The sequence below is a fragment of the Bacillus sp. LL01 genome (assembly GCF_001037965.1).
The window spans coordinates 1-12,650 of sequence record NZ_LFEL01000025.1; the positions used below are offsets into that span (position 1 = coordinate 1).

Sequence of the window (12,650 nt, forward strand, 5' to 3'; positions counted from 1 at the left end):
TCTAGGTGTGCCGCCAACAATAACGGGGGCAAGGTCTAGGACGGAAAATTTAATATCTTTTAGTGTTCTTGCTTTATGGTTAATTGTCATCATCTCAACTCTTTCCTATCGATAGTAAATGGAAWTGGAATGTTTAAATGATTCGTATTCCAATTGATCCATACATCTATTGTATCAACTATCTTTCGGGTATCGTAATAAAACGACTTGGGATTGGAAGAAATCAATAATTAGTTTGTTTCATTCCTTTTTTGAATATGTTCAGCATGCTTTCGTCCCCATTCATCCATCGTTTGCAAGACGGGCACCAATGTCGACCCATAATCTGACATTGAATACTCTACTTTAGGAGGAACCTCGGCATAGACAGTGCGAGTAACGATATCCTGCTCTTCAAGTTCGCGCAGATGTTGAGTGAGCATTCGTTGTGTAACGCCTGGAATCATACGCATTAATTCATTGAACCGCATTGTTTTATGATTAAGCAGTTGAAAAAGAATTTTTGGTTTCCATTTTCCTGTGAGAATTTCAAGAGCTGTTTCTACTTTACATTCAGACATATTGATTCCGCCTTTGGTATCTTTTTGTATACTATACCACTTTAAACTGCCTACTTTCGAATGAGAGATAGAGGGAGCATAATAGAAATAAAGGAGAAACACTGGGAGGATTAGTCAATGAATACTGTTATACATTCGGATACTCAAATCGGATTGGTACGGCTAAGAGTTCATAATTTAACAAGGTCAATCGAGTTTTATCAATCGGTGATTGGTTTGAATGTACTAAAACGAGAAGAAAAAACGGCCTATTTAAGCGCTAATGGACATACGGTACTAGTTGAAATCGAGGAGTATGTTGATGCTGTGCGAGTTCAACCACGTACAACCACTGGCTTATATCATTTTGCATTACTTGTGCCAACGAGAAAAGATTTAGGAGTCATCCTTCAACATTTAATGGAACAAAAAATGGATATTGGGCAATCCGAACATTATGTAAGTGAAGCGCTCTATTTAAGCGACCCTGATGGAAATGGAATCGAAATTTATGCCGATCGACCTCGTTCTACATGGAAACGAGATGCGTCAAATCACTATGTGATGGGGAGCGACCCAATAATGTGGAGAGAATTGCTTGATGAGGCTAAGGGTGAACAGTGGAGTGGATTACCTCAAGAAACAATCATAGGCCATATTCATCTTCATGCAAGTGATCTAGAATTAGCAAAAGACTTTTATGTTGAAAAGCTTGGATTTGAAGTAGTTGGCGACTTTAAAGCAATGCGAGCTTTATTTATTGCAGCTGGTGGTTATCATCACCATATTGGCCTCAATGTTTGGGCGGGTTTTGGTGCGCCAAGCCCACCTAAGGGTGCGATTGGACTAGTCTATTACACCATTATTCTGCCTGATTCAACAGCACGACAGGACGTCATAAAGAGACTAAATGAGAGTGGAATAGACKGAATGATGATTGAGGATTACTACGTATTTACCGATCCATTTGGAATTGAAATTCGACTTGCATGTAAATAAGTGAGGGGTTGGGACATATCTAAGAGGTTTAATTCAGGATAGGAACGAAGCGCTAAATTAGCGGATGAAAGCGAAGTATATTTCAGGAGCGGTATACATAGACCGCATCAGTAATGTTTGATTTTCCATAAGTTGAAATACTTTTGTCCTAGCTTTTTTATTTTTCATCTTTAAATAGTGCTGGAGCATCAATATGGGTTTCGGAGTGGTGTGAACGGTAAGTTGTAGTAGGAAATAGAAGATCGTTGTTGAAAAAGGAAATAGACTATAAGGGAGTGATTAGTATGGCAACGATTGAAGATTTAATGAAGCTAGATATTCGGATAGGGACAATTCAATCAGCAGAACCTCTTAAGAAAGCTCGAGTACCTGCAATTAAATTAGTAATTGATTTTGGAGAAGAGATTGGAGTGCGAGGGTCTAGTGCTCAAATTACGAAACGATACAACGAAGAAGAGTTAATTGGAAAGCAAGTAGTGGCTGTAGTAAATTTTCCGCCGCGAAGAGTAGCAGGTTTTAAGTCAGAGGTTCTCGTTTTAGGAGGAGTACCAGGAGAGGGTGAGGTTGTGCTCCTTCGACCAGATGTGCCCTTGCCCAATGGGACCACAATTAGTTGAACGAAAAAACCTCGCTTAATTAAGCGAGGTTTTTTGCTGAAGGCAGCACCCGGATTCGAACCGGGGATGAAGGTTTTGCAGACCTTTGCCTTACCACTTGGCGATGCTGCCATACTGTTATTTCTCTATCCTATGCATGAATGTGAAGAAAAAGAACTGTCTGTTTCTTCTAGGTTTTAATGGAGGGGTTCAGGGGTATTGTAAAAGAACAAAAGGAGGCGTTTTGTTTGGGAAGATTAATACGACGTTTAATTAAATGGGCACCAATTATTTATCCGATCSTAAGAAAGTTTTTAAATAAAAGAAAGCAACAAAAGCGAACCAATCCCACTTCTCCTCGATAAAAATAAGTAGTCGGTTTCACTTCTAAAAGCTGAGCCGACTATTTTTTATACTCCGTTTTTCCTCCTTGATAAAATGTGACTGATTATTTGAAAAATCTCCCTATAAAGCTTACATTCCTAAAAAAAAATATTTCGCTTATCGATGAAATTCGCTAAGATAAAAGAAGGAATTTGTCTAAAAAGAACGATGGATTAAATAAGTCCYTATTGTTCTTTAAATGCAATAGGGCATCAGTGCGATCTAGAGTGGGAAGAGGTGCTTTGATGAACGAGAGCATTGGAAATAAGACAATTCAATTAAGCCTCATATTAAAAACACTTGAGGAACTGCATGATATTGTTTTTTTAATGGAATTTGAACAAGGTCGTTTTAARTATAGTTATTTTAGCAAGGGTGCACTCGATTATGCCTCTTTATCTGAGGAGTGTCTGGGGAAATATATTGATGAAGTATACCCTACCTATATTGCAGAGCATCTTAATCAAATGTATATAGAAGCTCTCAAAAAAAGAAAGCCGATTACTTATAAAGATAAGATGAATGTAGAATCAATGAATCAGTTAGGTAAGTCTGTCATTGCGCCGATTATTGAAGATGATGGTGTGATTAAGTACTTAGTTTGTTATACCGAAAAACTGAATCATGATGATTATGTATTTGATACGTTAACGGGTTTACCTAGTATTAAAGGGTTGAAAGAAAAAATTGAGACGAAAGTGAAGCAAGCCCCTGATAAAAAGATAGCAGTCTGTTATTTGAAGATCAATCAATTTGACCAGGTGGTTGATTTAATTGGTCATGGATCGATAGAAGACTTTATTGTAGAGATGACAAATCGGATATTGCGTGTTTTGAGAAATGAAGAAAGTGGATTAGCCAGAATAGCGGGCGATGAGTTTCTTTTTTATATCGTGTGTGAAAATGAAATATGCGATGTGGCAGCTTTAATCCAAAAGCAGCTCCAAGCGTCATATTTAGTCGATGAAATGGAATTAGAAGTGACCACTTCTATTGGAATATCGTATAAAAGAAGCCAGGAGTTACCTGTAGAGCATTTGATTAATCAATCCTACCATGCGATGTTTCAAGCGAAACAAAAGGGTGGACAAGCGATCACTGTCTTTAATTTTAATGAACATACCAATGAAGTAATGAATAAACCAATTATAGAAAGAGAGCTACGCAGGGCTCTGACTAAAAAAGAATTAACCCTTTACTTTCAACCAGTTATTAATGTGCATACGAAGGGAATTCATTTTGAGGCCCTCTTGCGATGGTTTAGTCCAAAGCTCGGTACCATTCCACCAGATGTGTTCATTCTTGTTGCTGAGGACCGAGATTTTATTCAAACTATAGACGAGTGGGTCATAGATAAAGCAAGTGAGTTTATTTACACATCGAAGAATCCATCTGCTAAAGTAGCAGTTAACCTATCAACCAAAACGTTAGCATCTGACACGTTGGAATCGATGTTAGRAACCGTAATCGAAAAATATCAAATTTCTCCAAGTCAATTGGAGTTAGAAATTACCGAACACTMTCTATTGCGAAATGAACAAGCAATTATTGATAAACTGTTCCGTTTGAAGAAGCTAGGATTTAGTGTTGCTATTGATGACTTTGGCGTAAGTAATGCATCGCTAAATTATTTGCGTGTTTTGCCAGTAAATAAAATTAAAATAGATAAAGTATTTATTCACAATATCGAAAAGCAAGCAAAGGAGTACCATATTGTGCATTCAATCATTTCTTTAGCTAGAAAGCTTGGTGTAACCGTAACAGCAGAAGGCGTAGAAACCAAAGAACAGGTTGAAATGCTTTTGCAATCGAACTGTGATGAATTACAAGGGTATTATTTTAGCAAGCCGGTAGATGGACAATCATTAGATGGGGTTTTGGAACAAATTCAGGATAAAATGGATCAATTAACGTTTATTCATAAATAAAAAAAAGCTTGGTCTGGTTGAATCAGACCAAGCTTTTTATAGTTACATATTAACAGGGTGATCTTCTTTTAAAACAAGAATAACCTTGCCTTGATCGAGCTTGTTTTCTAAATTCTCTGCTTCAACTTCTGTAAAGCCTAACTCTGAAAATTTAGCTCGCAGCTCATCACCTTTTTTACGGAAAACATTTTTGATGGAGGTACCAAGTCCTACTTCACTTGCTCCAACTGTRTTCGCATCAGCATTATCAGCAATGCGGTCTGTACGATCATCATCATGTGTGATGACATACATTGTAGCTGGGTCAACACCTCTAGCCTTCAATGTTTCAATTTCACGTACAACTTCTTCATCATTTTGGAACTCTTTATAGTTTGGATTCATCATTATCGCCTCCTTGGTAAATGTGTACCCGGCTGAAATAAAATCAAACTAACCATCCTTTATTTTTCTTTGAAGGTTGGGTAAAAGCCTATGTATATGAAGGGTTTCGGATACTTTTGTGAAAGTGTCAAAAAAAGTAATAAGGATGTTAAGGTACATTGGTTGTCTAAAACATGTTTAACATTCGTATAAAGTAGGAAAACCTTCTTAAAGCAATGGAATTAAGAGGAGGCATAACCGTGAAAACTCATAAATTATATATAGCAGGAGAATATGTTGATTCAACGTCTACAGAAACGATTGATGTAATAAACCCTTCTACAGAAGAAATCATCTCAAGGATTGCTAATGGAAGCGAAGAGGATGCGAATAAAGCCATTGATGCTGCGTATGAAGCGCAAAAATCTTGGAAGAAGGTACCATCAAATGAAAGAGGTAAAATGGTGCGTGAATTAGGAGATGCTTTAAAAAAAGAGCGTGAAACCTTTATTCGACTTCTTATGGAGGAACAAGGTAAGAGTTACGAGCTTGCAACAGGGGAAGTCGACACAGCCATTGATTATTTTTATTATATGTCTGAGTGGGGTAGAAAGATTGAAGGAGAGATCGTTCCAAGTGATCAAACCAATGAACAAATCTTTATTCATAAAAAACCAATTGGTGTAATTGCAGGGATTGTCCCTTGGAATTTCCCTGTTTTTATATTAGCGAGAAAAGTGGCCACAGCACTTATTGCTGGTTGTACCATCGTATTAAAACCTAGTCACCAAACGCCCAATACCACTGCAAAGTTTAATGAGCTTGTACACAAATCTAGGCTGCCAAAGGGTGTTTATAACTATGTGACGGGGAAAGGCTCAGAAATTGGCAACGTGATGGCTTCACACCCGAAAGTGAGCATGGTGACAATGACTGGAAGTGTAAAAGCAGGAACAAAAGTAATGGAAGCGGCAGCACAGCAAATTACGAAAGTTAACTTAGAGCTAGGAGGTAAAGCTCCTGCTATTGTGACAAAACACGCTGACTTAGATGTAGCAGTTGAAAGCATTAAAACATCCCGTCTGACAAACTCAGGACAAGCTTGTACAAATGCAGAGAGAGTGTATGTTCACGAAGACGTTTCTGATGAATTTATTTTAAAGATGGTTGATGCAATGAAGAACTCAACTTATGGAAATCCTCTTGAAGATAAAGAGGCCGATATTGGGCCATTAATTAGTAACGATCATTTAGAAGGCGTCTATGATATGGTGAAAGAAGCAGTAAAGGACGGGGCAACGATCTTAACTGGAGGACAGCCGGCTGATGTAGAGAAGGGGTTTTTCTTTGAGCCAACCGTGCTAAAAGATGTTAAACACGATACTCCTATTATGAAAGAAGAGATTTTTGGACCGGTGCTTCCAATTACAACTTATCGTGATTTTGATGAGGTTATTAGAATGGCCAATGATTCGGAATATGGGTTGTCGTCTTCTATTTACAGTGAAAATTATCATGAAGTTATGCGAGCTACCGCTGAACTCGAGTATGGAGAAACATTTGTTAACCGAGAAAATTTCGAAGCGATTCAAGGCTACCATGCCGGTATGCGTAAGTCCGGGTTAGGTGGAGCCGACGGTAAGCATGGTCTAGATGACTACTTAGTCACGCATGTGGTCTACATGCAATATAAAGAGGATAAAGAATAATAAGACGAGAGGAGCTCAATCTTGAGCTCCTCTTTTCATTTAACCTTTTGTCTGAAAAATAATTACTTACTATGATTCTTAATTTTTTTACAGACGTAAATCATCTGTCTGCTCCGAGCATGTAAAGGTGTCTTTTTCCAATCTGCATAGGCATGTATGATGGAGAAGCCTTTACTTGTTAAAAGCCTCTCCATTTCCTTAGGGAAGACATAACGAAGTCGAATCGTTTCTTCTTCCTCGTTCACTTGAACACCATCTATCATTTGAACCCTCGAGTTACATGTTAGAATTTGCTCTAGTGGATCGTAGGTTTCAATATGCCATTCAGTAATCTCACGTCCTAAGTAATCTCTAAAGGTTCGATTGTAAGGTGCAGTACCAATTATATCTTCTTTTTCTAAGAAGCGAGTTCCAAATAGGAAAATCCCATCCTCTTCTATATGTGTATAAATACCCTCGAGTAGCTTATCTTGATCTTCGTTAGTTAAAAAGTGCTGAAAGGCATTACCAACTAAAAAGAGAAAGCTCCCCTTTAGAGAAAGAGAGAGGGTGGTAGCGTCTTGAAGCTTAAAATCAATCTTCAGATTAGCTTGCTGAGCTTTATTCTTCGCATGTTCAAGCATTCCTTGGTGAATATCAATGCCGATCACATCATGCCCAAGACGAGCAAGGTGAAGAGACGTTCGACCTGTCCCGCAGGCAAGATCAATGATCGGTCCCCTTGTGCGAGCTGCGTATTCTTCTATAAGGGCTAGATCATCCTCAAAATGATCGTTTTCTACATCGTATAATAGAGGGTCTTTGTATTTATCAAAGTTATCAAGTTTCAAGTTTATAGCAGCTCCCATGGATTGTATTTTATATTAGAAAATTCTAACATATTTTGCTTTGGAGCATCAATTTCGTTCTAAAGAAATCAATGATATAATCAGCCTACAGATAACCGAGCGTGAATGTAGTAGTTTAGTTTGCAAGAAAATAAAGCAATGATAGGGTGACGTATGAATGAAAGAGTTAACAGTGCAGATAAAAGATTCTCATCTCAAAAAAGTCAAAGCAGGTTCTCCATTACTCGAAAAAGATGCGATACAAAATACAAAACCCCTCACAGAGGAAGGGATGATTTTGAAGCTTGTTGATTCACAAGGGACTTTTATTGGTAGAGGATACTATGGGCGTCAGAATAAAGGGTATGGATGGATTTTATCGAGAAACGAACGAGAAACGATTGATCCACTCTTTTTTCTAGGGCGTATTCACAAAGCGATTGAGCATCGTGCTGTGTTTTTTGAGTCTAATGATACAACAGCCTTTCGCGTGTTCAATGGTGAAGGGGACGGCATTGGTGGACTAACAATTGATTATTATGATGGGTTTTACGTGATGACTTGGTATAGCGAAGGAATGTATCGTTTTCGTAACTGGGTGATTGAAGCGCTAGAAAAGGCACCGCAATTTAGAGGGTTATATGAGAAAAAACGGTTTGATAAAAAAGGAACTTATATGGAGGATGACGATTATGTCTCTGGTGAGCGTGGCGAATTTCCATTGCTCGTAAAAGAGAATGGTCTTCATTTTGCTATCTATTTAAATGACGGTCCTATGGTTGGAGTGTTTCTCGATCAAAAAGAAGTGCGTAAAAAGATTCGTGATAACTATTCAGAGGGAAAAACGGTTCTTAATACTTTTTCCTACACGGGAGCTTTCTCTGTTGCTGCAGCACTTGGTGGAGCAACGAAAACAACGAGTGTGGACCTTGCTAACAGAAGTCTACCTAAAACGATTGAACAGTTTAGTGWAAATGGAATTGATTACGATGCACAAGACATCAAAGTGATGGATGTATTCCAGTATTTTAAATATGCTAAGCGTAAAGAACTAAGCTTTGATGTCGTTATTCTTGATCCACCAAGCTTTGCGCGATCTAAGAAACATACCTTTAGTGCACAAAAAGATTATACGAGTCTCTTACAAGAGGCGATTCAAATTACAGAAGACGATGGTGTAATTGTCGCGTCAACCAATTGCAGTACATTTGGAATGAAGAAGTTCAAAGGGTTTATTGATCAAGCCTTTAAAAAAGAAGGGTTCTCCTACAAAATCGAGGGAACTTTCTCTTTACCAGATGATTTCCGGACGATCAAAGCTTTTCCTGAAGGGAATTACTTAAAAGTAGTCATCGTAAAAAAGGTTAAAGGATAGCAAAGTAGCCAGGCTTCACTACCGAAGCCTGGCTGTTGTTCGTTAATTTGCAAAGGCATGATTGCCAATGGTCCGTTCAATCGTTCTTGTTTGAATCCATTCAGAAGTTGCGATGGCTGGATTGAAATAATAAAGAGCTCCTTGGCTAGGGTCATTCCCTTTGTATGCCTCTCTTACTGCTTGGTATGCTGTTGCATCAGGTGATAAATCATATTGTCCATCATGGACAGCTGTAAATGCATTTCGTTGATAAATGACACCTGCAAGGGTAGAAGGGAATTCATCTGACTCAACGCGATTTAGGGCAACAGCAGCAACTGCCACTTGTCCCTCAAAAGTTTCTCCACGTGCTTCCCCATATACAATTCGTGCTAATTTATGTATTTCTTCCAATAAACTATGTGTGGCAACACCTGTAATACCGTCTACAACTAAATCAAAATCACTTTGGAAATTTCGAACTGCTTGCTCCGTTAACGGTCCGTAGTGTCCAGTAGCATCAGTATCTAAGTAATCTAGTTCAATTAATTGTTTTTGAAGTTCTTTTACCTCGGCATTCGAATCACCATTTTTAAGAAGACTGCTTGCATGTCCTTCCGATGGAAATACGAAAAATAGTGCAGCCAAAGCGACGATTGCTTTGCTAATTGAAAATAACTGTTTCATTCATCATCTCTCCTCGATAGATTGATTTTTTGATAATGTCAACCAAGTCTGTTTACCACCAATTCATTATTTTTAAACATCATGTGAACAGATGGACTTGGATTGACCACGATGTTCTGTTGCTATATTTATTGTTTCATAGCCTTTCAGCCTCAAACAAGAGACCATCTTAGGGGCTCAAAAGGAATGAATTAGGGACTTTTTTGTAGATTCATAGCTTGATTAGTAAGATGACCTATTGAATAGGACTCAAAGAAATTACCTAATGGAACTAATCGAAAAAAAGTATTAGTCTATCATAGGGAGCAACTTCTAGATAATCCCATATAAGTACTGATCAAGTTTTCAAGAAGACTATTAAACCATAGTAAGACCTAGTTCAAATCAAGTAATAGCCTCTAGTAAATTAATGTAAGCAATGTTTTACCCTAAGATTGTACGATCGTCTCGTTTCACGTGAAACGTATAATGAATTATCAGAATGTTTCACGTGGAACGGTGGCTTGATATCTTTTTATAGGCAGTGATGCTATCATATTTGAAGGATTAAGTGGAAAGGGTGTTTGAATGAAAAAGTCAGTTGTACTAACAGAGAAACCTTCAGTGGCAAGAKATCTTGCTCGAGTATTGAAGTGTGAAAAAAAAGGAAATGGTTATTTTGAGGGGGCCTCCTATATTGTAACGTGGGCACTTGGGCACCTAGTAACGTTAGCTGACCCTGAAAGTTACGGTGACACATATAAAACGTGGAAGCTAGAGGATTTACCGATGTTGCCATCTCGTTTAAATCTAGTTGTTATGAAAAAAACAAGCAAACAATTTTATGCCGTCAAATCACAGTTGAATCGTGGTGATGTTGATCAAATTATTATTGCGACAGATGCAGGAAGAGAAGGGGAGCTTGTGGCACGCTGGATACTAGAGAAAGCAGATGTTAAAAAGCCAATAAAACGTTTGTGGATCTCTTCTGTTACAGACAAAGCCATTAAAGAAGGTTTTAACCATTTACGTGATGGTAAACAGTACGAAACATTATATGATGCAGCTGTGGCACGTTCAGAAGCAGATTGGTATGTAGGAATGAACGGAACTAGAGCCCTTACAACAAAATACAATGCTCAACTTTCATGTGGTCGGGTGCAGACACCGACGCTTGCGATGATTGCTAAAAGAGAAGAAGATATAGGTCAGTTCAAGCCAAAGAGTTTTGATCAAGTAGCGGTTCTTTCTAAAAATGGTGTGACGTTTCATTGGTATCATAAAGGAACAAAAGAACGTCGAATCTTTAACGGAGAGCAGGCAGAACAGGTGAGACAGAAGCTTCAAGGTCAAAAGATTACGATTCAATCTGTCTCAAAGACAAAAAAACAAACATTAGCACCGAAATTATATGATTTAACAGAATTGCAACGTGAAGCAAACCAAAAATTTGGATTTTCAGCGAAAGAAACGTTATCTACTTTACAAAAGCTCTATGAGCAACATAAAGCTGTTACCTATCCACGAACAGATTCACGTTTTCTATCGTCAGACTTGGTTGACACACTAGGTGATCGTCTAAAGGCATGTGATGTTCAACCATACCGTAAGTTAGTATCTGATATAAGAAAGCGTCCATTAAAAGCACATTCAAATTTTGTGGATGATCGCCAAATAACAGACCATCATGCCATAATTCCAACGGAACAATCCCCTGTACCTAGCGCATTATCTGAACGTGAAGCAAAGCTTTATCAATTAATTGTTCGTCGCTTTTTAGCTGTGCTTTATCCAGCTTATGAATATGAGCAGACAAAAGTAGAAGCAACAGCATCAGGAGAGCATTTCAGTGCGAAAGGTGATCGGATACTCTCACGTGGGTGGAAGGCAGTGTATGAAGCGAATGGGGGAGAACAATCAACACCATTGCCAGAAATAACTGAAGCAGATCAGTTTACTATCAAGGAAGTGTTAGTGAGAGAAGGTCAGACACAGCCTCCTGCTCGTTTTAATGAAGGTACGCTCCTTACAGCAATGGAGCGACCGCAGGCATTTATGGAGAACAAAACAGAGGAGTTAGTTGAGACGCTTGGTAAAACCGGTGGCATTGGAACAGTAGCTACAAGAGCTGATATCATTGAAAAGCTATACCAATCCTTCTTAATTGAGAAGCGAGGAAAAGAGATTGTGATTACCTCAAAAGGAAAACAGCTGCTTACACTCGTTCCTGCCGACTTACGTTCGCCCGCTCTTACAGGGGAATGGGAACAAAAACTAGAGGCAATTGCAAACGGAGAGCTTAAAAAAGAGGCATTTATTACTGAGATGAAAGAGTACGCGAAATCAATTGTAGGTGCAGTGAAAGCAAGCGATAAGAAGTTCCGCCATGACAATGTAACAGGAAGTAAATGCCCTGAATGTGGGAAGTTAATGCTTGAGGTTAATGGAAAGAAAGGGAAGATGCGTGTCTGTCAGGACCGTGAGTGCGGATATAAGAAAAACATCGCAAAAGTGACCAATGCTCGTTGTCCTAAGTGTAAGAAGAAGCTTGAGCTTAGAGGAGAAGGTGAGGGCCAAACATTTGCATGTGTATGTGGACATCGTGAAAAACTATCGGTCTTCAATGAACGTAGAAAGAAGAATAAAAATAAACAAGTATCGAAGCGGGAAGTCTCCACTTATATGAAGAAGCAAGATAAAAAAGAGGATTTCAGTAATTCTGCTCTAGCGGATGCCCTAGCAAAGCTTAAATTAGATAAATAAAAAGAAACCTAGCTCTGAGTATTAAACTCAAGCTAGGTTATTCCTTTTTATACTTTAAAGCGGTTCATACGTTCTGTTAACAGCTCACTTGCGTCACTTAAGACCTCTGCAGATTCAGAAACAGTAGAGAGAGCACGCATTTGCTCCTCAGTTGAAGCGGTCACTTCCTCTGCTGCAGCTGCTGATTGCTGTGAAATTGCTGCAATGTTTTCAATCGAAGCCACAACAGAATCTTTACGTTCATTCATATGTTTGACTTCATCTTTAATTAATTCAATAGCTCGCGTAATGTCTCCAACGACCAGTTCAATTTCATTAAAGGATTGCTCAGTAGATTTAACTGCTGTATTTTGTTCAGTAGTAATCGCTTTAGTTGATTGCACTTCATTTACCACTTTAGAGGTTAATGAAGTGCAATCAACTAAAGCGATACTACTGAACAAAATACAGCAGTTAAATCTACTGAGCAATCCAGTAGTAATCGCTTTAGTTGATTGCACTTCATTTACCACTTTAGAGGTT

General features: G+C 38.5%; 11 protein-coding genes and 1 tRNA gene. 6 read left to right on the forward strand and 6 right to left on the reverse strand.

The genetic code is table 11. From position 1 onward, the window contains the following. Positions 1–230: 230 nt before the first annotated feature. Positions 231–560 (reverse strand): helix-turn-helix domain-containing protein, encoded by a 330-nt coding sequence (locus AB685_RS22030; protein WP_047972724.1) that lies wholly within the window; start codon positions 558–560, stop codon positions 231–233. Positions 561–677: 117 nt separating this feature from the next. Between AB685_RS22030 and AB685_RS22035 the strand changes: the two genes are divergently transcribed. Then, positions 678–1,538, forward strand: coding sequence for a VOC family protein (locus AB685_RS22035; protein ID WP_047972725.1), 861 nt, complete (start codon positions 678–680; stop codon positions 1,536–1,538). A 284-nt stretch (positions 1,539–1,822) separates the two neighbouring features. Then, a complete protein-coding gene (gene csaA / locus AB685_RS22040; RefSeq protein ID WP_047972726.1) occupies positions 1,823–2,155 on the forward strand; it encodes a chaperone CsaA in 333 nt (110 codons plus the stop codon). A 40-nt stretch (positions 2,156–2,195) separates the two neighbouring features. Here the strand turns inward: csaA and AB685_RS22045 are convergent. Next, positions 2,196–2,266: transfer RNA gene (locus AB685_RS22045), tRNA-Cys, on the reverse strand. A 497-nt stretch (positions 2,267–2,763) separates the two neighbouring features. Between AB685_RS22045 and AB685_RS22050 the strand changes: the two genes are divergently transcribed. Then, entirely contained in the window at positions 2,764–4,446 is a 1,683-nt protein-coding gene (locus AB685_RS22050; protein ID WP_047972727.1) for a bifunctional diguanylate cyclase/phosphodiesterase, read from the forward strand. A gap of 42 nt (positions 4,447–4,488) precedes the next feature. On the opposite strand, the gene AB685_RS22055 is transcribed toward AB685_RS22050, so the two are convergent. Further along, positions 4,489–4,830: a general stress protein gene (locus AB685_RS22055; protein ID WP_047972728.1), complete on the reverse strand. Its 342-nt coding sequence runs from the start codon at positions 4,828–4,830 to the stop codon at positions 4,489–4,491. Positions 4,831–5,069: 239 nt separating this feature from the next. On the opposite strand from AB685_RS22055, the gene aldA reads away from it, so the two are divergent. Next, on the forward strand, positions 5,070–6,518 hold the full coding sequence (aldA, locus tag AB685_RS22060; protein ID WP_047972729.1) for an aldehyde dehydrogenase: 1,449 nt from the start codon (positions 5,070–5,072) through the stop codon (positions 6,516–6,518). Between the two features lie 62 nt (positions 6,519–6,580). Here aldA and AB685_RS22065 read toward each other — a convergent pair whose 3' ends face one another. After that, on the reverse strand, positions 6,581–7,366 hold the full coding sequence (locus AB685_RS22065; protein WP_047972730.1) for a class I SAM-dependent methyltransferase: 786 nt from the start codon (positions 7,364–7,366) through the stop codon (positions 6,581–6,583). 157 nt (positions 7,367–7,523) lie between these two features. Here AB685_RS22065 and AB685_RS22070 point away from each other — a divergent pair, with 157 nt between their 5' ends. Next, positions 7,524–8,720, forward strand: a complete 1,197-nt coding sequence (locus tag AB685_RS22070; protein WP_047972731.1) for a class I SAM-dependent rRNA methyltransferase — start codon at positions 7,524–7,526, stop codon at positions 8,718–8,720. Positions 8,721–8,762: 42 nt separating this feature from the next. Here AB685_RS22070 and AB685_RS22075 read toward each other — a convergent pair whose 3' ends face one another. Further along, positions 8,763–9,386, reverse strand: a complete 624-nt coding sequence (locus AB685_RS22075) for a cell wall hydrolase (RefSeq protein ID WP_047972732.1) — start codon at positions 9,384–9,386, stop codon at positions 8,763–8,765. Positions 9,387–9,953: 567 nt separating this feature from the next. On the opposite strand from AB685_RS22075, the gene AB685_RS22080 reads away from it, so the two are divergent. Continuing rightward, positions 9,954–12,128, forward strand: a complete 2,175-nt coding sequence (locus AB685_RS22080) for a DNA topoisomerase III (protein WP_047972733.1) — start codon at positions 9,954–9,956, stop codon at positions 12,126–12,128. A 47-nt stretch (positions 12,129–12,175) separates the two neighbouring features. Here the strand turns inward: AB685_RS22080 and AB685_RS22085 are convergent, their stop codons facing one another. Then, the gene (locus AB685_RS22085) at positions 12,176–12,511 is read right to left on the reverse strand and encodes a hypothetical protein (RefSeq protein WP_047972734.1); all 336 of its coding nucleotides are present in this window, start codon (positions 12,509–12,511) and stop codon (positions 12,176–12,178) included. Positions 12,512–12,650: the final 139 nt, after the last annotated feature.